At 71.5% G+C, this 21273-nt stretch carries 21 protein-coding genes; 10 read left to right on the forward strand and 11 right to left on the reverse strand.

Features of this window, described 5'->3' with window-relative positions; all coding sequences use genetic code 11:
• Window positions 1–131 precede the first annotated feature (131 nt).
• Window positions 132–1109 (forward strand): carbohydrate kinase family protein, encoded by a 978-nt coding sequence (locus tag GA0070612_RS14275; RefSeq protein ID WP_088988332.1) that lies wholly within the window; start codon window positions 132–134, stop codon window positions 1107–1109.
• A gap of 145 nt (window positions 1110–1254) precedes the next feature.
• Here GA0070612_RS14275 and GA0070612_RS14280 read toward each other — a convergent pair whose 3' ends face one another.
• Window positions 1255–1488: a sulfurtransferase TusA family protein gene (locus GA0070612_RS14280; RefSeq protein ID WP_088988333.1), complete on the reverse strand. Its 234-nt coding sequence runs from the start codon at window positions 1486–1488 to the stop codon at window positions 1255–1257.
• Window positions 1485–2591, reverse strand: coding sequence for a cysteine desulfurase family protein (locus GA0070612_RS14285; RefSeq protein ID WP_231924632.1), 1107 nt, complete (start codon window positions 2589–2591; stop codon window positions 1485–1487). Before GA0070612_RS14285 ends, GA0070612_RS14280 begins: the two co-directional genes overlap by 4 nt.
• A gap of 413 nt (window positions 2592–3004) precedes the next feature.
• Here GA0070612_RS14285 and ctaC point away from each other — a divergent pair, with 413 nt between their 5' ends.
• Window positions 3005–3976, forward strand: a complete 972-nt coding sequence (gene ctaC / locus GA0070612_RS14290) for an aa3-type cytochrome oxidase subunit II (RefSeq protein ID WP_088988335.1) — start codon at window positions 3005–3007, stop codon at window positions 3974–3976.
• A 9-nt stretch (window positions 3977–3985) separates the two neighbouring features.
• On the forward strand, window positions 3986–4411 hold the full coding sequence (locus tag GA0070612_RS14295; protein ID WP_088988336.1) for a cytochrome c oxidase subunit 4: 426 nt from the start codon (window positions 3986–3988) through the stop codon (window positions 4409–4411).
• Between the two features lie 412 nt (window positions 4412–4823).
• Here GA0070612_RS14295 and GA0070612_RS14300 read toward each other — a convergent pair whose 3' ends face one another.
• From GA0070612_RS14300 to GA0070612_RS14315, 4 genes are all read right to left on the reverse strand, one after another.
• Complete coding sequence (locus GA0070612_RS14300) at window positions 4824–5027, reverse strand: hypothetical protein (protein WP_088988337.1); 204 nt, start codon at window positions 5025–5027, stop codon at window positions 4824–4826.
• A gap of 621 nt (window positions 5028–5648) precedes the next feature.
• On the reverse strand, window positions 5649–6695 hold the full coding sequence (gene trpD / locus GA0070612_RS14305; RefSeq protein ID WP_088988338.1) for an anthranilate phosphoribosyltransferase: 1047 nt from the start codon (window positions 6693–6695) through the stop codon (window positions 5649–5651).
• Window positions 6696–6785: 90 nt separating this feature from the next.
• Entirely contained in the window at window positions 6786–7181 is a 396-nt protein-coding gene (locus GA0070612_RS14310) for a response regulator (protein ID WP_088988339.1), read from the reverse strand.
• Window positions 7182–7289: 108 nt separating this feature from the next.
• Window positions 7290–8210, reverse strand: a complete 921-nt coding sequence (locus GA0070612_RS14315; protein ID WP_408630547.1) for a cytochrome c oxidase assembly protein — start codon at window positions 8208–8210, stop codon at window positions 7290–7292.
• A gap of 108 nt (window positions 8211–8318) precedes the next feature.
• Here GA0070612_RS14315 and ctaE point away from each other — a divergent pair, with 108 nt between their 5' ends.
• From ctaE to GA0070612_RS14340, 5 genes are all read left to right on the forward strand, one after another.
• A complete protein-coding gene (ctaE, locus tag GA0070612_RS14320) occupies window positions 8319–8918 on the forward strand; it encodes an aa3-type cytochrome oxidase subunit III (RefSeq protein WP_088991500.1) in 600 nt (199 codons plus the stop codon).
• Between the two features lie 70 nt (window positions 8919–8988).
• A complete protein-coding gene (gene qcrC, locus GA0070612_RS14325) occupies window positions 8989–9825 on the forward strand; it encodes a cytochrome bc1 complex diheme cytochrome c subunit (protein ID WP_088988340.1) in 837 nt (278 codons plus the stop codon).
• Between the two features lie 64 nt (window positions 9826–9889).
• A complete protein-coding gene (gene qcrA / locus GA0070612_RS14330; RefSeq protein WP_088988341.1) occupies window positions 9890–10978 on the forward strand; it encodes a cytochrome bc1 complex Rieske iron-sulfur subunit in 1089 nt (362 codons plus the stop codon).
• On the forward strand, window positions 10975–12606 hold the full coding sequence (qcrB, locus tag GA0070612_RS14335) for a cytochrome bc1 complex cytochrome b subunit (RefSeq protein WP_088988342.1): 1632 nt from the start codon (window positions 10975–10977) through the stop codon (window positions 12604–12606). Before qcrA ends, qcrB begins: the two co-directional genes overlap by 4 nt.
• A gap of 193 nt (window positions 12607–12799) precedes the next feature.
• The gene (locus tag GA0070612_RS14340; protein ID WP_088988343.1) at window positions 12800–13486 is read left to right on the forward strand and encodes a DUF4142 domain-containing protein; all 687 of its coding nucleotides are present in this window, start codon (window positions 12800–12802) and stop codon (window positions 13484–13486) included.
• Between the two features lie 80 nt (window positions 13487–13566).
• Here the strand turns inward: GA0070612_RS14340 and GA0070612_RS14345 are convergent, their stop codons facing one another.
• The 5 genes from GA0070612_RS14345 to GA0070612_RS14365 all read right to left on the reverse strand — a co-directional run bounded on the left by GA0070612_RS14345 (window position 13567) and on the right by GA0070612_RS14365 (window position 19062).
• Window positions 13567–13854, reverse strand: coding sequence for an Lrp/AsnC family transcriptional regulator (locus GA0070612_RS14345; RefSeq protein WP_088988344.1), 288 nt, complete (start codon window positions 13852–13854; stop codon window positions 13567–13569).
• A 31-nt stretch (window positions 13855–13885) separates the two neighbouring features.
• Window positions 13886–14791 carry a nucleotidyltransferase family protein gene (locus GA0070612_RS14350; protein ID WP_088988345.1) on the reverse strand — a complete coding sequence of 302 codons (906 nt, stop codon included), beginning with the start codon at window positions 14789–14791 and terminating at the stop codon, window positions 13886–13888.
• The gene (locus GA0070612_RS14355) at window positions 14788–15330 is read right to left on the reverse strand and encodes an NUDIX hydrolase (RefSeq protein ID WP_088988346.1); all 543 of its coding nucleotides are present in this window, start codon (window positions 15328–15330) and stop codon (window positions 14788–14790) included. Before GA0070612_RS14355 ends, GA0070612_RS14350 begins: the two co-directional genes overlap by 4 nt.
• Window positions 15331–15383: 53 nt before the next feature.
• On the reverse strand, window positions 15384–17180 hold the full coding sequence (locus GA0070612_RS14360; RefSeq protein ID WP_088991501.1) for a RelA/SpoT family protein: 1797 nt from the start codon (window positions 17178–17180) through the stop codon (window positions 15384–15386).
• A gap of 127 nt (window positions 17181–17307) precedes the next feature.
• Entirely contained in the window at window positions 17308–19062 is a 1755-nt protein-coding gene (locus tag GA0070612_RS14365; protein WP_088988347.1) for a DEDD exonuclease domain-containing protein, read from the reverse strand.
• 127 nt (window positions 19063–19189) lie between these two features.
• Here GA0070612_RS14365 and GA0070612_RS14370 point away from each other — a divergent pair, with 127 nt between their 5' ends.
• Together GA0070612_RS14370 and GA0070612_RS14375 are read left to right on the forward strand one after the other, a co-directional pair.
• On the forward strand, window positions 19190–20644 hold the full coding sequence (locus GA0070612_RS14370; protein ID WP_088988348.1) for an NYN domain-containing protein: 1455 nt from the start codon (window positions 19190–19192) through the stop codon (window positions 20642–20644).
• 236 nt (window positions 20645–20880) lie between these two features.
• Window positions 20881–21099, forward strand: a complete 219-nt coding sequence (locus GA0070612_RS14375) for a hypothetical protein (RefSeq protein ID WP_088988349.1) — start codon at window positions 20881–20883, stop codon at window positions 21097–21099.
• The last annotated feature ends 174 nt before the right edge of the window (window positions 21100–21273 follow it).

The following is a 21273-nucleotide window of genomic DNA, read 5'->3' on the forward strand; positions in this document are numbered from 1 at the left end:
GGCGGCCCCTTCGTCGTGGCGACCCCGACGTGCTCGTGACGGGTGGGTTGCCGTTGTCCGACCGACCGGTCACCGACGGGTTGCCGGGCCGGTAGGCTGACCGCGCCCTGCTCCCGACCCCGAGGGTTGACATGAAGATCGCCGTCACCGGCTCGATCGCCACCGATCACCTGATGAGCTTCCCCGGTCGCTTCGCCGACCAGCTCATCGCCGATCAGCTGCACAAGGTGTCCCTCTCCTTCCTGGTGGACGACCTGGTGCTCCGCCGCGGTGGCGTGGCGGCGAACATCTCCTTCGGCATGGGGCAGCTCGGGTTGCGCCCGGTGCTGCTCGGTGCGGTGGGCGCCGACTTCGCCGACTACCGCTCCTGGCTGGAGCGCCACGGCGTGGACTGCGACTCGGTGCACGTCAGCGAGGTGGCGCACACGGCCCGCTTCGTCTGCACCACCGACACGGACATGTGCCAGATCGCGTCGTTCTACGCCGGCGCGATGAGCGAGGCCCGCAACATCGAGCTGGCCCCGGTCGCCGACCGGCTCGGCGGCCTGGACCTGGTGCTGGTCGGCGCCAACGACCCCGAGGCGATGCTGCGGCACTCGGCCGAGTGCCGCACCCGGGGGTACGCGTTCGCCGCCGACCCGTCGCAGCAGCTCGCCCGGATGGGCGGCGAGGACGTGCTGGCGCTGATCGAGGGCGCCGAGTACCTGATGACGAACGACTACGAGAAGTCGCTGTTGCAGAGCAAGGCGCAGCTGAGCGACGACCAACTGCTGGACCTGGTGAAGGTGCGGGTCACCACGCTGGGCAAGCACGGCGTGGAGATCGCCGGGCGCGGCATCGACCCGATCCACGTCCCGATCGCGCGGGAGATCCGGGCCGTCGACCCCACGGGTGTCGGCGACGGCTTCCGGGCCGGCTTCTTCACGGCGCTCTCCTGGGGCCTCGGCCTGGAACGGGCCGCCCAGGTCGGCAGCCTGCTGGCCACCCTGGTCCTGGAGACGGTGGGCACCCAGGAGTACGACGTCCGCCCCGACCTGTTCGTCAAGCGCCTGGCCGAGTCCTACGGCGACACCGCAGCCGACGAGGTCCGCGCCCACCTCCTGCCCTAGCTCCCGACCACCGCGCCGTGCCGGTCCGCACCGTTCGGCGTCGAGCAGCGTCGATCATGGAGTGGTGGTGGGCGGATGGTGCCTTATGCGCCCTTTTGTCCCCACCACGACTCCATGATCGACGCGTCTGGTCGGACGCTGGGCTTCAGTGGGAGCGGCGGACGTCGTAGGCGGGGCCGTCGGGGCCACTGACCGCGCCCAGGAACTCCTGGCCGCGCATCCGGCACCAGGCGGGGATGTCCACCGCCGCCGCCGGGTCGTCGGCCAGCACCCGGACCACAGTTCCCACCGGCACCTGCGGCAACCGCCGGGCGGCCGCGATCACGGGCAGCGGGCAGCGCTGCCCCCGGCAGTCGATGACCTGGTCCGGCAAGGTCACAACCCCACCACCCCGGCGTCGGCCCGCAACTCGGCCACGATCGTCGGCAGCTCATCGAGGAACCGCTCGACGTCCGCCTCGGTCGTCTCCCGGTGCAGGCTGACCCGCACGTTCCCGTGCGAGAGCACCCCCATCGCCTCCAGCACGTGCGACGGACGCAGCGTGGACGACGTACAGGACGAACCGGACGACACGGCGAACCCCCGTCGGTCCAGCGCGTGCAGCAACGTCTCACCGTCGACGTACAGGCACGAGAAGGTCACCAGATGCGGCAGCCGGAGCACCGGATTGCCGACCACCTCCACGTCGGGCACCTCCGCCGCCACCCGCGCCCGGATCCGGTCCACCAGCGGAGCCAGCCGGGCCGCCTCGGCCGCCGCGTCGGCCGCCGCCGCCCGCAGGCTCGCCGCCGCAGCCACCACCGCGGGCAGATTCACCACCCCGGGGGTACGCCCACCCTCCCGCTCGTCGGCCGGCCAGGGTGACTCCCAACGGGTGCCCTTACGGACCGCCAGCACCCCCACCCCGGGTGGGCCGCCCCACTTGTGGGCGCTCGCGCTCAACACCGACCAGCCGGCCGGCAGAGGCACCCGGGCGACCGACTGGGCGGCGTCCACGTACAGCGGCACCCCCACCTCCGCGCAGGCGGCCGCCGCCTCGGCGACCGGTTGCACGGTCCCCACCTCGTGACTCGCAGTGATCAGGGAGGCCACCGCGACCCCCGGTTCATGCACCGCCGCCGACCAGGCGCCCAGATCCAACCGGCCCGACCGGTCGACCGGCACACCCACTGCCGTACCACCCGCTGCGACGTGCCGCTCCGCCGCATGCAGCACCGCCGAGTGCTCGATCGCCGAGTGCACCAGCGTCGGCCCGACCCGACGCCGCCCCGCCAGGGCGCCGAGCACCGCGCCGTGCGCCGCGGTCGTACCACTGGGGGTGAAGGACACCTCGTCGGCGCGAACACCGAGCGTCAGCGCGGTGGCCTCGCGCGCGGCGTCGAGCAGTTGCCGGGCCCGGCGGGCCTGCGTGTAGAGCTTGCCCGGGTCGGCCCACCCGTCGTCGAACGCCGCCAGTAACGCCTGCCGCGCCACCGGATGCATCGGCGCGGCGGACGCCGCGTCCAGGTAGACCGGGGTCGGCAACCCCGGCTCACTCCTCGCGCTCACGGGACCGCCTTCGTTCGCGGCTGCGGGGCTCGCAACCCCGGCTCACTCCTCGCGCTCACGGGACCGCCTTCGTTCGCGGCTGCGGGGCTCGCAACCCCGGCTCACTCCTCGCGCTCACAGGACCGCCTTCGTTCGCGGCTGCGGGGCTCGCAACCCCGGCTCACTCCTCGCGCTCACAGGTAGCAACGCTATCGCGGAGGTATGGCCGGGATCCCCCCGATGGGGGCGGACAGTGACCCCACCACGGTCGAGTCCGTCATGGTCGAGTAATCTGCGACCGTCGGTGACGCCTTTGCCGTCGGTGCTGAGGAAAGACGCACCGCGGCGCGCTAGGGAGGCAGGACCAGGTGGTCGCAAGGAGTTCGGAGGTACGGCCGTCGGCCGTACGGCACAGCGCTTCCCCGGGGGTTGGTGGACGCCGGGGGCGTGGTGCCGGTCGGTTGGCCGGGCTCGGTCTCGGTGGCGTGGCGCTGCTGGTTCTGCTCACGGGCTGTGACGTGGGGCAGACCTTCCACGGCTTCGGCTGGCCGCAGGGCGGCATCTCGCCGGAGTCGAAGCGGATGTACGACCTGTGGATCGCCTCCTGCGTCGCCGCCCTCGCGGTCGGTGTCTTCGTGTGGGGTCTGATCTTCTGGTGTGTCGTGCGCTACCGCAAGCGTGGCAACGCGCTGCCGGTGCAGACCCGCTACAACCTGCCGATGGAGTTCCTCTACACCATCGCGCCGATCCTGATCGTCTCCGTGCTCTTCTACTACACGGCGATCGTGCAGACGGACGTCGACAAGCTGTCGAAGAACCCCGATGTCACCGTCGAGGTCGTCGCGTTCAAGTGGAACTGGCAGTTCAACTACCGTGACGGCCAGGGCCCGGACGCCAAGACCACCGCGTCGACGCTCGGCACCAGCGAAGTCATCCCGGTGCTGGTTCTCCCGACCAACCGGTCCATCCGGTTCGAGGAGACCAGCCGCGACGTCATCCACTCGTTCTGGGTGCCGGAGCTGCTGTTCAAGCGCGACGTCATGCCGGGCAAGATCCGTAACGTGTTCGAGGTCTCCAGCCTGGACGCCGAGGGCGCCTACGTCGGGCGGTGCGCCGAACTGTGCGGCAGCTACCACGCCTTCATGAACTTCGAGCTGCGGGTCGTCTCGCCGGAGAAGTACGACCAGTTCCTGGCGGCCAAGCAGGCCGGCAAGTCCACCCAGGAGGCGCTCACCGAGATCGGTGAGGAGCCGTACGCGGAGACCACGCGGCCGTTCGACACCCGGCGGACGCAGGACAACTTCAACCCGGACGACGTTCCGGCCCGTACGGGAAGCTGAGGCAGCCGCATGAAGACCGAGTGGCGTATCTTCCTGATCATCGCCGTGTTCCTCTTCGGTGCCACCATCCTCTACGGCGCCTGGACGCACGGGGAGTCGGGCGGCGTCGAGTGGGTCGGGACCGTCGCCCTGCTGCTGTCGTTCCTGCTCTGCTCGATGTGCGGTGGCTTCTTCTGGTTCGTCTCGCGCCGCATCGACCTGCGCCCGGAGGACCGCCCGGACGCGGAGATCGCCGACGGTGCCGGCGAGGTCGGCTTCTTCAGCCCCGGTAGCTACTGGCCGTTCGGCCTGGCGCTGGCCGCCGCAATCGCCGCGCTCGGCCTGGTGTTCTGGCAGTACTGGCTCATCGGTGCCGGCCTGGTGGCGGTCGTCTTCGCCGCCTGCGGGTTGCTGTTCGAGTACTACAGCGGCACCCGGCGCACCGCCGAGCACTGACCGGACCCCGTTCACCGCGAAGGCCCGTTCCCCTGGTGGGGAGCGGGCCTTCGTCGTGCAGTGCGCGGCCGCCTGGGGGTGCTGGTGTGCCGTCTCGCAGGGTGATCGACTGCCGGGGCGCGTTGGCGTGCCGTCTCTCAGGATGGTCGCCTCCACATCGGCGGGGTGGCTGTTACAGCGCGACAGGATGCCGCCAGATCGGCGATGTGGTGTTGATCGAGCCGGGGCCACGGCGGGAGCCGGCCGGTGACGGGTCAGGTGGCGCGGTCGGACGGTGCGGCGGACAGCCGGTGGTGGGGTCGGGTGGCGCGCGGGGCGGGCCGGTGACAGGGGTCGGGTGGCGCAGTCGGGTGGCGCGCCGGTGACAGAGGTGGCGGGGGCAGGTGGCGCGGCGGGCGGACCGGTGAACGGGTCAGGCGGCGCAGCGGGCGGGCCGGTGACGTCGGCCTTCGGTCGACCGGGGGACCGGGGTCAGGAGGGTGGCGATCACCACGGCGGCGCCGCAGCCGGTGCAGATCAGCTCAGGACAGTCGATGCCGTGCCCGTCGACGCAGGGCGGCACCTCGAACAGTGCCACGCCCTCGCAGACGTCGCAGTAGAGCTCGCGGTGCGACACCGTCGTCTCCTCTCACGTCAGGCGGACCGCCCCCGGATGCGACAATCACGCACGGACGAGAGCGGAGAACTACTCGCCTGTAGTTTTCCACGCGGGTCCGACAAATCTCCGTCCGGAGGTCCCGCCGCCGGCTCGTCGGTGCTCGCACCGCAGCTCACTGCGGTTGATCCACTCGGGTTCCGTGATGTCGCGGTGTCCCAGCGCCGGGACACCGCGGTTTCATGAACTCCGAGTCGATCACCCGCCACGACGCCCGAGGGGCACCGGCCGGCGCGACCTCCGGCGGACGTGCCTCTCGCGATGCCCGGCGGATGGCTTTCGCGATGTCCGGCGGGTGTTCCGCGCGATGTCCGGCGGGTGTTCCGCGCGATGTCCGGCGGGTGTTCCGCGCGATGTCCGGCGGGTGTTCCGCGCGATGTCCGGCGGGTGTTCCGCGCGATGTCCGGCGGGTGTCCCGCGCGATGTCCGGCGGGTGTCCCGCGCGACGCTCGACGGACGCGCCCCGGGACCGCCTGCCGTGGGCCGCCGTGGCAGCCGGGGCACGTTCGCCGGAGGCCCTGGCGGAAGCGCGTTGCTGGTCGTCGGAGCTGTCGTTCGGCTGGGTGCTCGTGTCGGGGCTGGTCAGGCGGCGGTGGCGGCCTTGATCCAACGGTCGAGGGTCGCGGCGGCGGCGCCGGAGTCGATCGATTCGGCGGCGCGGTCCAGGCCGGCGCGCAGCGCCTCGGTCAGGTCACCGTCCAGCGGGCCCTGGGTCGCCAGCGCCGCCGCCGCGTTGACCAGCACCGCGTCGCGGACCGGGCCGGCTTCGCCGGCGAGCAGCCGACGGGCCACGCCGGCGTTGTAGGCGGCGTCACCGCCCCGCAGGTCGCCGAGGGTGGCCCGGGGCACCCCCAGGTCCGTCGCGTCCAGCACAGCCTCGCGTACGGTGCCTCCCTGAGCTGCCCAGACCCGGGTCGGCGCGGCGGTGGTGAACTCGTCCAGGCCGTCCTCGCCGCGCATCACGATCGCCGAGTCGCCCCGAGCGGCGAACACGCTCGCCATCACCGGGGCCATCCGGGAGTCGAAGCAGCCGACCGCGCCGGCCCGGGGGCGGGCCGGGTTGGTCAGCGGGCCGAGGAAGTTGAAGAAGGTGGGGACGCCCACCTCGCGGCGGACCGGACCGGCGTGTCGCATCCCGGGGTGGAACCGGGCCGCGAAGCAGAACCCGATGCCGGCCTCCTCGACGCACCGGGCGACCTGCTCCGGGCCGAGGTCCAGGGGGATGCCGAGGTATTCCAGCAGGTCGGCGGTGCCGCACAGGGACGAGGCAGCCCGGTTGCCGTGCTTGACGACGCGTACGCCCGCGCCGGCGACCACCAGCGCGGTCATCGTGGAGATGTTCACGGTGTGGGCGAGGTCACCGCCGGTGCCGACCACGTCGAGCGCGGTGTCGCGCAGGTCGTCGGAGAGCACCACCGGGACCGAGCGACCCAGCATCGCCTGCACGAGGCCGCCCAGCTCGGCCGGGGTCTCACCCTTGGCCCGCAACGCCACGGCGAAGCCGGCGATCTGGGCGCTGGTCGCCGAGCCGGTCATGATCTCGTCCATCGCCCAGGCGGTGTCGGCGGTGGACAGCTCCTCGCCGCGCAGCAGCGAGTTGAGCAGGTGGGGCCAGGTCCGATCGCCCATGGCGGGCCTCCCGAGCGTACGAAGTGCGGGTGGGCTGGAACCGGCGCCGGCTGGTCCGGCGCCGTGACGGTGCCGGTGAGCGTGGGGACGTCAGGCGGGTGCGTGCGTCCGCAGCAGCTCGGCCACCGTGCCGCCGGTGGTAACCGGGTCGAGCGGGTGCACCAGCGTGGCGTCGACCTCGGCGTACGCGGCGAGCCATCGGTCGGCGGCGCGGGCGATCACCAGGCAGGTCGGGGGAGCGTCGTCCCGGTCGTCCTTGATCTGCCGGGCGATGCCGATGCCACCACCGGGGCTGGCCTCGCCGTCGAGCAGTAGCAGGTCGATCTCGTAGTCGTCGACCAGCCGGATGGTCTCCGCGTAGGTCGACGCGTCGACGAACTCGATCTGCAGCCCGGGGGCGGGACGGGTGCCGACGGCCAACCGCATCCGGTCACGGACCTGCGGGTCGTCGCTGTAGAGCAGGACGGTGCAAAGACGATCACTCATGCCGGCACTCCGCTTTCACCTGGTGGCTGCCCGCCGATCGTACCGGTCGACGTGACGTAGCCGACATCCCGCCCGCCGCCGCCCGTCGGGGCGTACCGTCCGCGCAGCTCAGGCGGCCGTGGCGTCGGCGGCGCGTTCGCGGGCCTCCTGGCGGTCCAGCTCGCGGTCGACCCGGCGGGCCTCCCGCTCGGACTGCTTGACCCACTGGACGACCAGCACCGCGAGCATGGTCACACTGACGAACTCGCCACCGGCCCAGAGGATGCCGCCGGCGACCACCTGGTCCTGCCAGGGGTCGACCCAGCCGAGGTTGAGCGACGGGTACCAGTCGCCGCCGAAGAGCGTGCTGCTCTGCATGATGGTGAGGCCGAGCACGGTGTGGAACGGCACCGAGAGCAGCATCAACAGCGCGCGGGCCGGGTACGGCCAGCGGCCGGGCAGCGGGTCGAGCCCGAGCAGCGGCCAGAAGAACACGCAGCCGGTCATGATGAAGTGGGCGTGCACCAGCTCGTGTGCCCAGGCGTGTTCGAGGGTGTAGCGGTACAGGTCGCTGAAGTAGAGCACGAACGGGTTGACCACGAAGATCGCGAACGCCACCAGCGGGAAGCTGTAGACCCGGGCGACCCGGCTGTGCACGATCGCCAGCAGGCGCTTGCGGGGGCCGACCGGCAGCGTGCGCAGGGCCAGGGTCATCGGTGCCCCGAGCGCCAGGAAGATCGGCGCGACCATGGACAGCACCATGTGCTGGATCATGTGCACGGACAGCAGCGCGGTGTCGTACGCGTGCAGTCCGCTGACCGTGACCAGCGCGATGCCGCCCAGGCCGGGGCCGATGAAGAACACGGTACGGGCGATCGGCCAGCGGTCGCCGCGCACCCGCAACCGGTGCACCCCGTAGAGGTAGAGGCCGGCGGCGAGCACCAGGCCGAGGGCCAGCCAGCTGTCCAGCCGGGTCTCGCTCAGCACCGCTCCGACGGTGAACGGCGGCGGGGCCGAGGTGGCGGCGAAGATCGGATCGACGTGCAGCACGCTTTTCAGGCTAGGCCAGGCGAACCGGACCCTGACGCTCGGGCCACGGAAGGCGCACGTTTGCCACCCCGCTGATCGCCGGCCGTGGTCAGGGGCAATAATGACGGCGTGACTGCGGCCCCAGCCATTGACAAGAGCCGGATCCACTCTCTGACCCGACCGAACATGGTCAGCGTCGGGACGATCGTGTGGCTCTCCAGCGAACTCATGTTCTTCGCGGCGCTGTTCGCGATGTACTTCTCGATCCGCGCGGCTGCGCCGGAGCAGTGGGAGAAGCACACCGAGGCGCTGAACATCCCGTACGCGACCACCTTCACGGTGATCCTGGTGTTGTCCTCGGTGACGTGCCAGCTCGGCGTCTTCGCGGCGGAGAAGGGTGACGTGCACGCGCTCCGGCGCTGGTTCACCGTCACCTTCGTGATGGGCCTGATCTTCGTCCTCGGTCAGCTGAACGAGTACCGGCACCTGGTCGCCGACGGCGTCAAGATCAACGAAGACGGTTACGGGTCGGTGTTCTACCTGACCACCGGCTTCCACGGCCTGCACGTGACCGGCGGTCTGATCGCCTTCGTCATCTTCATGGTCCGCACGACCATGGGCCGGTTCACTCCGGCGCAGGCGACCTCGGCGATCGTCGTGTCGTACTACTGGCACTTCGTCGACGTCGTGTGGATCGGGCTGTACGCCATGATCTACTGGCTTCAGTGATCTTGCGCGTCACGTTCCGCACTGCTGCTCCGTCCCCTGAGACAGGTCCAACCGGTTAAGGACACCGCTCATGACTTCTGACAACGACCGCCGACGCGGTCTGCTCGCGCGGTTGCGCGAGCGGCCCGCCGCGCGCAGCAGGGGCCGCCGCCGGCTGGGCGCCGCGGTCCGGCTGATCGCCGCGCTGATGCTCGCCGGCGGCGCCTACACCGTCTTCGCCCCGGGTGCCCAGGCGCAGGACAACCCGCAGCTGACCGGCGCCGCCGCCGAGGGCAAGGCGCTGTTCGACGTGAGCTGTGTGACCTGTCACGGTCGCAACGCCCAGGGTGTCGAGGGTCGCGGCCCGAGCCTGATCGGCGTCGGCGCGGCCTCGGTCGAGTTCCAGGTCAGCTCCGGGCGGATGCCGCTGGCCCGCCAGGAGGCCCAGGCCCACCGCAAGCCCCCCGTCTTCACCGACGAGCAGACCCGTCAGCTGGCCCAGTACATCCAGGAGCTGGGTGGCGGTCCGGTCGTGCCGGACGGTGACGACCTCCGCGAGGACGGCAACGTCGCGGCCGGCGGTGAGCTGTTCCGGATCAACTGCTCGCAGTGCCACGCGTTCGGTGGTGGCGGCGGCGCGCTGTCCTCGGGCAAGTTCGCCCCGAGCCTGCACCCCGCGACCGACCGTCAGATCTACGCGGCGATGCTGAGCGGCCCGCAGAACATGCCGGTGTTCGGCGACAACCAGCTCCGGCCGGAGCAGAAGGCCGACATCATCGCCTACATCCAGGAGACGCTGAAGCACGACCAGGACCCGGGTGGGTTCAACCTCGGGCGGTACGGCCCCTCCACCGAGGGCCTGGCGATCTTCCTGGTCGGCATCGTGGCGCTCGTCTTCGCCAGCCTGTGGATTGCGGGCAAGTCGTGACCGAGCGCACACTCAGTTTCAGCGCCGTGGTGCCGCTGGGCACCACCCGTAGCGAGGTGACGGCATGAGCACCCACACCGAGCACCAGGCCCCGCAGGGCCGGGAGCCGCTCGACGTGAACGACCCCAAGCTGACCCGGTTCGACATCGTCCGTGAGGGCGCGCGTCGGGACGACATCGAGATCGTCCACTACGAGCCGCAGGTGCTGCCCGGCACGAAGGCGGAGCGTCGGCTGACCCGGGTGGTCGCCGGGTTCTTCCTGATCACCGGTCTGGCCGCGACCGCCTTCCTGGCCATCTACATCTGGTGGCCGTGGAAGTACGAGGCCGGCCGTGGTGGCGACAAGTTCTACACCCCGCTGCTCGGGTTCACCCTCGGCGTGGCGTTGCTCGCCGTCGGCTTCGGCATCCTGACCTGGGGCAAGAAGTTGCTGCCCAAGGAGGTCTCGATCCAGGACCGGCACGAGGGCCAGGTGGACTCCGAAGGCCGTACGATCACCGGTCAGACCATGCTCTACATGGCGGACGAGCTGGGCGTGAAGCGTCGCCCGCTGCTCGGCATCTCGCTGCTGGCCGGTCTCGCGCCGGTCGCCGCGGTCGCCGCGGCGCCGCTGGTCGGCGGTCTGATCTCGCAGCCGCACAAGAACAACCAGATGTTCACCACCGGGTTCGCCCCGGCCGAGGGTGGCGAGCTGATCCGTCTGGTCCGCGAGGATGGTCGTCCGGTCCGTCCGGCGGACATCAGCGCCGGTGGCCAGCTGACCGTCTTCCCCGGCATCGACCACGGCGTGAGCAACAAGCACGCCGACTCGCCGACGCTGCTGATCCACCTCCGCGACTCCGACGCGCAGGAGTCGCGTCGGGCCAACGAGAGCATCGGCCACGGCGACTACATGTGGGGCAACTACGCGGCCTTCTCGAAGATCTGCACGCACGCCGGCTGCCCCGCCAGCCTGTACGAGCAGCAGACCAACCGGCTGCTCTGCCCGTGCCACCAGTCCCAGTTCCTGATCACCAACAACGCCAAGCCTGTCTTCGGCCCTGCCAGCCGGCGGTTGCCGCAGTTGCCGATCGAGGTGGACTCCGAGGGCTTCTTCGTGGCGAAGTCCGACTACACCGAGACTGTCGGGCCTGACTTCTGGGAGCGGCCGTGAAGCGTCGTAAGTTGGACCTGGCGGCGACGCCGGGCAAGGCCGCGGTGGGAGTGGACGACCGCTTCGCGGTGGCCACCCCGCTGCGCAAGCTGCTGAACAAGGTCTTCCCGGACCACTGGTCGTTCCTGCTCGGCGAGATCGCGCTGTTCTCGTTCGTCGTGCTGCTGCTGACCGGTGTGTTCCTCACCTTCTTCTTCGAGCCGGCGATGACCGAGGTGGTCTACGACGGCAGCTACGCGCCGTTGCAGGGCACCCCGATGTCCGCCGCGTACGCCTCCAGCCTGGACATCTCGTTCGACGTCCGTGGCGGTCTGGTGATGCGGCAGATGCACCACTGGGCGGCGCTGCTGTTCATGGCCGCGATCGTCGTGCACATGCTGCGGGTCTTCTTCACCGGCGCGTTCCGCAAGCCGCGTGAGACCAACTGGATCATCGGTTCGCTGCTGTTCTGGGTCGGCTTCCTGGCCGGCTTCACCGGCTACTCGCTGCCGGACGACGGTCTCTCCGGCACCGGCCTGCGGATCGCCTCGGCGATCATGCTGTCCATCCCGGTGATCGGCTCCTGGGTCACCTCGTCGGTCTTCGGTGGCGAGTTCCCGGGCACGATCATCATCAGCCGGTTCTTCATCGCCCACGTGCTGCTCATCCCGGGTCTGCTGGTCGCGCTGATCAGCGTCCACCTGGGGCTTGTCTTCAAGCAGAAGCACACCCAGTGGCCCGGCCCCGGCCGGACCAACAACAACGTGGTCGGCGAGCGGATGTTCCCGCGGTACGCGCTGAAGCAGGGCGGCTTCTTCATGGTCGTCTTCGGCGTCATCGCGCTGATGGGCGGTCTGTTCCAGATCAACCCGATCTGGCTGTTCGGTCCGTACGAGGCGTGGGTGGTCTCGGCCGCCAGCCAGCCTGACTGGTACGTCATGTTCCTCGACGGTTCGACCCGACTCATGCCGGCCTGGGAGATCAACATCCCGCTCGGTGACGGGTACGTGATTCCGCCGCTGTTCTGGCCGACGGTCGTGCTGCCCGGCATCCTGGTCGGCCTGTCGACGATGTACCCGTTCCTGGAAGCCCGGCAGCGCAAGGACTACAAGAGCCACAACCTGCTCGAGCGCCCCCGGGACGCTCCGGCCCGGACCGCCGTCGGCGCGATGGCCGTCGCGTTCTACATCGTGTTGACGCTCTCCGGCGCCAACGACGTGATCGCCGACAAGTTCCAGATCAGCCTGAACGCGATGACCTGGGCTGGTCGGATCGGTCTGCTGGTGCTCCCGCCGATCGCGTACTACGTCACGTACCGGCTCTGCCTGGGTCTCCAGCAGCACGACCGGGAGGTGCTCGCGCACGGCGTGGAGACGGGCATCATCCGACGCCTGCCGGACGGCCGGTTCGTCGAGGTGCACCAGCCGCTCAGCGCGTCGAACGGGCACGCGGACGGCCACGGTCAGCTGGACTACGTCGGCTGGGTCGTCCCGAAGAAGATGAACCGGCTGGGCGCCCTCGGGCCGGCCATCCGGGGCTTCTTCTACCCGATCGAGAAGCCGGTCGAGGCACCGGTCTCGCCGGGGCACCCGCCGGTCGAGGCTCGACCCGAGCGCGAGGAGATCGGCAGCGGCGAGAGCCGTCGCTGATCACCCGATCGCACCGTCACGTGGCGCCCGCCGGAATTCCGGCGGGCGCCACGTCGTATGCGTACCCGGTGCTCATCCGAGGCGGAGTCGGACGCTCGCGGCAGGACCGGTCGACCCCGCGCGACGGGCGATCGCAGGAATAACCCCGGTGAGCCGGGTATCCGTGCGGTCCAACGTCTCAAGGGGGGGAAGCATGTTGGGTATCAAACGCCTCGGCCTGTTGGCCGCGCTGGTACTGGTCGGTGTCGCGCCGGCAGCGGCCGCGCAGGCCGCGGCACAGCCGTCGACGCAGGACACCCAGTACCTGCAGGCGGTTCACCAGGTCAACCTGTTCGAGATCACCGCCGGTGACCTGGCCCAGCAGAAGGGCCAGAACCAGGGGGTCAAGGACCTGGGTGCGATGTTCAAGACCGACCACACCCAGCTGGACCAGACGGTGCAGCAGACCGCGTCCCAGCTCAACGTGGAACTGCCGAACGAGCCCACCGCCGACCAGCAGGCGGTCCTCGACAGGCTGAACAACGCCAGCGGCGAGCAGTTCGACAGTGAGTGGGTGACCGCGCAGTTGGCCGGCCACGTCCAGGCCATCCAGGCCACCCAGACGGAGATCTCGCAGGGCTCCGAGCAGTCGGTGGTCCAGTTGGCCCAGACCGCCCTGCCGACGCTGCAGGCGCACTACGACGAGCTGGTGCAGCTCGCCAACCAGTTGGGCATCCCGGTTCCGCAGACCAGCGCCAGCGGTACGCCCAGCCCGGGCGTCACCGGGGGCACCGAGTCGCCGGCTCCGGGCGGCACCGGCACCGAGTCGCCGGCCCCGGGTGGCAACACCGAGGCCCCGGGCGGCGGCACCACCGAGACGCCGGCTCCCAGCGAGAGCTGACGTAGCGACAGCAGACGGCCGGTCCACCCGAGCGGTGGACCGGCCGCCGTGCGTGCGGTGAGTCTCGAACGGCGGGCGGGTCAGTCGGCGCTGGCCAGGCCGATCGCGAACGCCTCCTCCAGGTCGTGCTGGGAGTACGCGCGGAACGCGATGTGCGACTCGGTGTTGAGCACTCCCGGCACCTTGGAGATGCTGCCCGCGATGACCTGGGCGATCTGGTCGAACTCGCGGACCCGGACGATGGCGATGAGGTCGACGTGCCCGGCCACCGAGTAGACCTCGCTCACGCCGGGGAGGTTGGCCAGGGTCTCGGCCACCTCGGGGATCGCGTCGGTGGCGCAGTCGATCAGCACGATCGCGGTGATCACGGGACATTTCTCCGTTCGTCGGCGTCGTCGCTCATGCTAGATGTTTTCCGGCCGGGCCGAGCGGGTGCCGCCGGTCCGGCCCGGGGAGCGTGGGCACGGTGCCGTTCCCGAACCGGATGACGTCGACCAACCGTTCCCCGGTGTGAACCGTCGCGCCCGGCCACACCACGCTGCGCAACACGTCGCCGTCGACCCGGGCGCCCGCGCCGATGACCGATTCCGCGCAGCGGCCGGTGACCCGTGCCGACGGGTCGACGAGGGTGCCGCCGGCCGCGGCGTGCAGGTTGGCCGCCAGGTAGTCGGCCGGCGTTCCGGTGTCGAAGAAGGTGCCCGGGTAGGGCACCACCTCCAGGGCGTCCGCCGCCTCCGCCGGACGCCACAGGACATGGACCAGGTCGGAGACGACCACCGGTAGGTCATGGACCAGTCGCCAGGGCAGCAGGGAGAAGCCGGTGAAGCAGTGCCCGTCGAAGGTGCCCGGCGCCGTGGGGTTCGCGGCGGGCTGGCCCAGCAGGCGGACGCTGTGCCCGTCCCAGTCGGCGAGCAGGGCCGCCACGTCCGGGCCGGGCGCGGCCGTCGGGTCGGCCAGGTACGCGTCGGCGTTGCCGACCAGCACCGGCCGCCCGTCGATCCAGTCCCGCAGGTTCGCCACCCCGCCGGCGGTGCCCAACGGGTCGCCCACCTCCACGGACAGGTGCGCGCGGTCGCCGACGTGGGCGACCACCTGGTCGCCGAGGTAGCAGGCGTTGACCGCGACCCGGTCGGGGCCGGTCAGGCCGAGCCCGGCCAGCCGCGCCAACGCGCGGTCGAGCAGCGGCACGTTGCCCACCGGGCAGAGCGCCTTGGGGACCCGTTCGGTGAGCGGGCGCAGCCGGGTGCCCTCGCCGGCGGCGAGCACCACCGCGCACAGCTCCGCCGCGACGCCCGCGCCGGTCATGGCAGATCGTCCGGGATCGGCGGCGGGAACTGCCCGGCCAGCGGCCCGATGTCGTAGTAGGCGAGCAGCCGGGCGGTCGGCCAGGTCAACGTGGGCAGGTCGTCCAGCGGGTGCCAGGCGGCCTCGAAGACCTCGGCGCCGTCGACCGCCAGGTCGGTGGTGGACGCCGGCACCTCCGTCTCGAAGACCATGTCCACCCAGCCCTTGGCGTGCACGATCGCATTCGGCGCCGCCGGGCGCAGCCGCGACGGGGGCAGCCGGATGCCGGATTCCTCGAACAGCTCGCGGGCCGCTCCCACGACCGGGGCCTCGCCGCGGTTGAGCAGACCGGCGGGGAGGGACCAGCCCCTGCCGGGCGGTTGGCGCAGCATCAGCAGGCGGCCCGCGCCCGTCGCCTCGGCGTCGCGGACCAGGGTGACCGCGCCGACGATGTACTTGGGCACGGCCAGCCGGACCAGACGCCGACGCACCGGCAGCGGCATTCGGTAGAAGGCCTGGTAGAAGATGGCCCGACCGGTGGCGCGGGAGCGGGGGATCATGACCCCAGGCTAGTGGTCACGAATGTCCTTCGGACGCGCCGGGGCCGGCTCGGTCACTGCCGGTGGTCGACGAGGTCGATGAGCTGGCGTACCACGGTGTCCGGTTCGATCACCCGGTCGAAGACCGCGACCAGCAGGGTCTCCAGGTCGGGGTAGCCCAGCTCCTCGGAGAGGCGCAACAGTGGCAGGTCACTGGCGAGGCCACGGTTGTGCTTCCGCAGGGCCAGCCCGATGGTGGCCCGACCGAGGCGGACCTTGTCGCTGATCGTGATGCCCGGCTCGGTGTGCTCCGCGAACCACCTGTTGATCTGCATCTGGGCGTTCGGGGACTTGACGAAACTCAGCCACTCCCGACGAGGGCCGCGCGGCGCCACCCCGGCCTCGAACCCGTTGTCGCCGTCGCTCTCGGTGAAGATCTCCACCACGTCGCCCTCGTCCAGCTCCGAGCTGAGCGGGGCCAGCCGACCGTTGATCCGGGCGGCGAGGCAATGGTCGCCCCGCTCGCTGCCCAACTCGTAGGCCAGGTCGACGGGGGTCGCGCCGGCCGGCAGCACGACCTGCCGCCCGTCCGCGAAGACCTGGATCTGGCCCTCGGCGAGGTCGCAGCGCAGCGACTCGTAGAACTGTGCCGGGTCGGCGGCGTCCGGCTCCCAGTCGAGCACCCGGCGCAGCCAGTCCAACTGGTCGGCGCGGGCCGCCGCGCTGCCGCTGTTGCCCGAGCGCGGGAAGCGGAAGTCGGCGGCGATGCCGTACTCGGCGGAACGGTGCATCTCCTCGGTGCGGATCAGCACCTCGACGGTACGGTCCTGCGGGCCGCAGACGCTCGTGTGCAGCGACCGGTAGAGGTTGTTCTTCGGTGAGGCGATGAAGTCCTTGAAACGGCCGGGGACCGGTCGCCACGTGCCGTGGATGGCACCCAACGCGGCGTAACAGTCGGTCGCCGGGCCGTCGACCACCACCACGATGCGGGGCAGGTCGTACGGAGCGGTGTGACTGCCGGCGATGGTGTCCTTCCAGATCGAGTAGAGGTGCCGGGGACGAGGGCTCACCTCGGCGTCGACCCGGCTGCGTTTGAGCGCCACCCGGGCGCGGGCGACCACCGAGTCGAGGTACGCGTCCCATCCCGGCCGGTCGTGCACGTGCCGGGCCAGCCGGGCGTGCTCGTCGGGCTCCAGGTGCAGCAACACCACGTCGTCCAGCTCGCGCTTGAGGGTCTGGATGCCCAGCCGGTCACAGAGCGGGACCAGCACCTCCTGGGTCTTGCGGGCGATCCGCTCTCGCGAGGCCGCCGACCGCACACCGAGGGTACGCATGTTGTGCAGGCGGTCGGCCAGCTTGATGATCAGCACCCGCACGTCCTTCGCGGCCGCCACGATCATCTTGCGGATGGTCTCCGCCTCGGCGGCCTTGCCGTAGAACGCCTTGTCGAACTTGGTCACCCCGTCGACCAGATGGGCCACCTCGCCGCCGAAGTCCTCGGAGAGCGCCTGGAGGGTGTAGCGGGTGTCCTCCACGGTGTCGTGCAGCAGCGCCGCGACCAGGGTGGTGGAGTCCATCCCCAGCTCGGCGCAGATCTGTGCGACCGCGAGGGGGTGGGTGATGTACGGTTCCCCGCTCTTGCGGAACTGCCCGCGGTGCATGTTCTCCGCGATCGTGTACGCCCGGCGCAGCACCGCGGGGTCGGTGCCGGCGTGGATGCCCCGGTGGGTGCGCACCAGGTGGGTCACCGGGTCGGAGTCGGTGGTCGGCCAGCTGAGCAACGACCGCAGCCGGCGGGCGAGCGGCAGCTCACCCGGCTGTGTCGGAAGGGCGCCCCCCAGGGCGGCGCCGTGTCCGGCGTCGACGTCCACGAGGGACACCTCCTCACCCCGGCTCCACGACGCCGGCGGCCGGCGGCGGGAGCAGGCCCACGAATCGGGCAGGACTGCACTTCTCTAACAGCCTAAGCGAGTCGACGTAGTCCGATCGGTCAGTTGGTCATGAGCGTTCGGTCGAGAGTTGCGGGGACGAGCCGCTCTCGGCCTTCGCCAGCAGGTCACGGAACCGCCCCGCGCCACCGGCCGGGGAGGACCATCCGGAGGACACCTCCACCAGCCGGGTCTCCGGTCGCTCCAACCAGGACAGGATCCGCTCGGACTCCTCGGCGGTGGCGGCCGGCACCGGGCCGTGCCCGCCCGACACCGTCTCAGCGGTGGCCCGGATGGCGGTCAGCGTGGGCCGCGGGTGCACACCCGGCGGGGACACCCCAGCGCCGGCCAGCCGACCGTGCCGCACCAGCGCCAACTCCCAGCCCCCGCGCGCGGCCGGCCGCGCGGCGGCCAGCTCGACGATGCCGGTCAACGCGGCCAACCGTTGCATCCGGACGGTGGCCCGCAGCACCGCCGCCAGCCGGGACCGCACCACTGCCGCGTCCTCGTAGCGCTGGTCGGCAGAGAGCACCTCGATCCGGGCGAGCAGCGCGTCCACCACCGGCTGGGGGTCGTCGGTCGTGGCGGCGCGGAAGGGCGCGACGGCGCTGTCGTCGTACTCCTGCGGGGTGATCTTGTGTTCGCAGGGTGCCGGGCAGCGACCCAGCTCGGCCAGCGCGCACGCCGGCGTGACGGTGCGTAGCGAGAGCCGGTGCGTGCACTGGCGCAGCGGCACCGCGTCGTGGAAGCCGGCGGCGGCCAGCTCCGCCGCGCGCCGGGAGGTGAACGGCCCGAGGTACGCGGTGTCGGTGGGGGAGAGGTCGCGGACGATCGACAGCCGAGGGTACGGACCGTCGGTCAGCTTGAGCCAAACCATCCGTTCCGGGTATTTCGACCGTCGGTTGTACGGCGGGGCGTGCGCGGCGATCAGCCGCAGCTCGCGGACCTCCGCCTCCAACGAGTGCGCGCACTCCACCGCCTCGACCCGTTCGGCCGCCGCCAGCATCTCGGAGATGCGGGCCCGCTTCTCGCCGGCGGTGAAGTAGCTGCGCACCCGGGTGGCGATGTCCACGGAGGTGCCGACGTAGAGCGGACGGTCGTCGGCGGCCCGGAAGATGTAGACCCCGGGGACCTTGGGCAGGCCGTCGGCGAGGTGCCGCTTGCGGCGCTGCGTCGGGGTGACCGCCCGGGCGAACTCGATGGCGTCGCCGACCGTGTCCACCCGGTGGCCACCGAGCCGACCGATCAGGCCGTGCAACACGTCGACGGTGGCCTTCGCGTCGTCCAGCGCGCGGTGGGTGGGCTGGGTGTGGGTGCGGAAGTAGGCGGCCAGGGTGCCGAGCTTGCGGTTGGGCACCTCGTCGCGGGTCAGCACCCGGCGGGCCAGCGCCGCCGTGTCCAGCACCCGGGGGTTGGGCCACCGGTAGCCGTGCCTGGCGCAGGCGGCCTTGAGGAAGCCCACGTCGTACGGGGCGTTGTGGGCCACCAGCACGGCGTCGTCGATGAACTCCAGGAAGCTCGGCAGCACCTGCTCGATCGGCGGCGCCGGCAGCAGCATCGCCTGGGTGATCCCGGTCAGCACGGTGATGAAGGGCGGGATCGGCTGCCCCGGGTTGACCAGCGTGGCGAGCACACCCAGTTGCTCACCACCGCGCACCTTCACCGCGCCGATCTCGGTGATGCCGCCACCGTCCGGCGCGCCGCCGGTGGTCTCCAGGTCGACCACCACGAAGGTGGCCGCGTAGAGCGGCAGCGCCGGGTCGACCCCACCGACCGCCGGGTCGAGACCAGCGAGGGACTCCTGGACGTACTCCGCCTGTGCCATCGGCGGCACGCTAGCGCGCGGGTCCGACACTCCCGTCGCATGCGTCCCACGAGTCACCATGGGGCTAGGATGAGAGATCGGCTCACTCACCGGGCGGTGGGCCCGGTCGCGGTGGGAGACTTGCCACATGCCCCTCGCCGAGCCGCACGACGACCACCTCCCAGAGGAGGATCTGGTCGCGCTCGACGGGGCCCTCGGCAACCCGGACGACAACGTAGTCAGCGAGACATCCGACGCATCCGACCCCACGGAGCCCGGCGACGGCCCGGCCGTCGAGCCGGAGCCGACGCTGCCCGAACCGGTCCGGCAGCGCATCGTGACGCTGACCGCCGCGGTGCTGCCCACCCTGCCCGCCGACGAGGTGCCGGTGCCGCTGCGCCGGGTCGCCAAGTTCGCCCCCAACCGGCGGGCCCGGCTCGGCGCGCCGGTCATCGCCGCCCAGCTCACCGCCGACCCGCTGTTCCGGCAGCGGGTCACCGCGCGGGTCCTGGTCGACGCCGGTGACCTCGGCGCGGCAGTGGTCGAGGGCACCGCCCCCGCCGCCGCCGACCCGGTCGAGGTCGCCGCCCTCGCCTACCTGGCCCGTCCGCGTGGTTGGCGGGAGCTGATCGACGCCAGCGGCGCCGCCGTTCGCGCCGAGGCGGACAGCGCGGTGGTCGCCGAACTGGTCCGCGAGGCCGAACAGCGGGCCACCCGGGCCGAGCACGACCGCGCGGTGGCGCGGGTCGAGGCGGAGAAGCTGCGCGACGAGCTGGCCCGCGTCCGCGAGGAGCTGGGTCAGCTCCGCGAGGAGTCCCGGCAGGTGGCTCGTACCCTGCGGGAGACCCAGGCCCGCGAGCGCAAGGCCACCGAGTTGCTGGCCACCGAGCGTGGCCGGGCCGCGCGGGCCAGCGCGGACGTGGACGCCGAACTACGTCGGGCCCGGGCCCGGTTGGCCGAGGCGGAGGCCGCCGCCGGGGTGGCCCGGGCGAGCGCCAAGGAGGCGCGGTCGGTCGACGACGCCCGGCTCTGGCTGTTGCTGGAGACCATCGGCCAGGCCGCCGTCGGCCTACGCCGGGAGTTGGCGCTCGACCCGGTGGACAAACTCCCCGCCGACTTCGTGGCCGACGCGTTCGCCGAGCAGCCGGGCACCGCCCCGGCCGGTCCGGCCGCCCGCGCCCGCGACACCGACGACCCGGCCCGGCTCGACCAGTTGCTCGCCCTGCCCCGGGCGCACCTGGTGGTCGACGGCTACAACGTCACCAAGCGCGGCTTCGGCGAGATGTCCCTGGAGCAGCAGCGCAAACGCCTGATCACCGGGCTCGGCGGCATCGCCGCGCAGACCGGCGACGAGGTCACCGTCGTCTTCGACGGCGCCGAGCGGATGCACGGGCTGCCACCCGCGCCGCGCGGCGTACGGGTGCTCTTCTCCCGCAAGGGCGAGACCGCCGACGAGTTGATCCGACGGCTGGTCCGTGCCGAGCCGCCGGGGCGTCCGGTGGTCGTGGTCTCCTCCGACCGTGAGGTCGCCGACGGGGTACGCCGGCACGGCGCCTACCCGTTGGGCGCGGACTCGCTGCTGCGGCGGCTCGCCCGCTCCTGACCGCGCGGTGCCGGTGCGTGTCGGATCTGGGCGCCAGCACCGCTGATCCCCATCAGATCGCCGAAGTCGCGGTGTCCGGGTGGTCGGGTTACCCCGAATTCGCTGATCTGGAGGGGATCTCGCCCGCAACGGACCGGTTCTGTCGTACCCGGTGGTTAGCGTCGATGTGACCGACGGTGCTCAGGTGGCGACGACAAGGCGTCGACTGCCCGCCGCGAGCGATCCAGGAGGCGTTCATGCTCATCGACTGCGACGGGTGCGCGAGGCGGGGTGACGACTGTTCCGGCTGCCTGCTGGCCGCCCTGTTCGACGACACGTCCCCGGCGGCCGGGCTGGTCGCCGCCGAGGTGGAGGCGATCGAGGTGCTCGCCCGGGCCGGTTTCGACGTGGAGATGCTGGAGGTTCCCGCGCATCGCGCCGCCACCGGCCGCCGGGCCACCCGGCGAGTGGCCTGACACGGCATCGAGCGCCCTGGCTTGTCGCGCCGGCCGCCGGACGGCCGAGGCGGCACCGCGCGTCATGGTTTGTCGCGCCGGTCGCCGGTTGGCGCAGCGCGCCACCGCGCCCGGTGCGCGCCTTTCGCGGGCCATAGGATGGGCGGTCACGGCGGGAGGAGCGGCGGGATGAGC

This window comes from Micromonospora chokoriensis (genome assembly GCF_900091505.1).
GTDB classification, from domain to species: domain Bacteria; phylum Actinomycetota; class Actinomycetes; order Mycobacteriales; family Micromonosporaceae; genus Micromonospora; species Micromonospora chokoriensis.

Bases quoted from the DNA above. Each gene is read 5' to 3' on its own strand.
- GA0070612_RS14340 (WP_088988343.1), top strand. From the start codon at position 12,800: ATGTTGGGTATCAAACGCCTCGGCCTGTTGGCCGCGCTGGTACTGGTC.
- GA0070612_RS14285 (WP_231924632.1), bottom strand. From the start codon at position 2,591: ATGCATCCGGTGGCGCGGCAGGCGTTACTGGCGGCGTTCGACGACGGG.
- GA0070612_RS14365 (WP_088988347.1), bottom strand. From the start codon at position 19,062: ATGGCACAGGCGGAGTACGTCCAGGAGTCCCTCGCTGGTCTCGACCCG.
- GA0070612_RS14355 (WP_088988346.1), bottom strand. From the start codon at position 15,330: ATGATCCCCCGCTCCCGCGCCACCGGTCGGGCCATCTTCTACCAGGCC.
- GA0070612_RS14295 (WP_088988336.1), top strand. From the start codon at position 3,986: ATGAAGACCGAGTGGCGTATCTTCCTGATCATCGCCGTGTTCCTCTTC.
- GA0070612_RS14370 (WP_088988348.1), top strand. From the start codon at position 19,190: ATGCCCCTCGCCGAGCCGCACGACGACCACCTCCCAGAGGAGGATCTG.
- GA0070612_RS14350 (WP_088988345.1), bottom strand. From the start codon at position 14,791: ATGACCGGCGCGGGCGTCGCGGCGGAGCTGTGCGCGGTGGTGCTCGCC.
- GA0070612_RS14375 (WP_088988349.1), top strand. From the start codon at position 20,881: ATGCTCATCGACTGCGACGGGTGCGCGAGGCGGGGTGACGACTGTTCC.
- qcrC (WP_088988340.1), top strand. From the start codon at position 8,989: ATGACTTCTGACAACGACCGCCGACGCGGTCTGCTCGCGCGGTTGCGC.
- GA0070612_RS14275 (WP_088988332.1), top strand. From the start codon at position 132: ATGAAGATCGCCGTCACCGGCTCGATCGCCACCGATCACCTGATGAGC.
- qcrA (WP_088988341.1), top strand. From the start codon at position 9,890: ATGAGCACCCACACCGAGCACCAGGCCCCGCAGGGCCGGGAGCCGCTC.
- trpD (WP_088988338.1), bottom strand. From the start codon at position 6,695: ATGGGCGATCGGACCTGGCCCCACCTGCTCAACTCGCTGCTGCGCGGC.
- GA0070612_RS14310 (WP_088988339.1), bottom strand. From the start codon at position 7,181: ATGAGTGATCGTCTTTGCACCGTCCTGCTCTACAGCGACGACCCGCAG.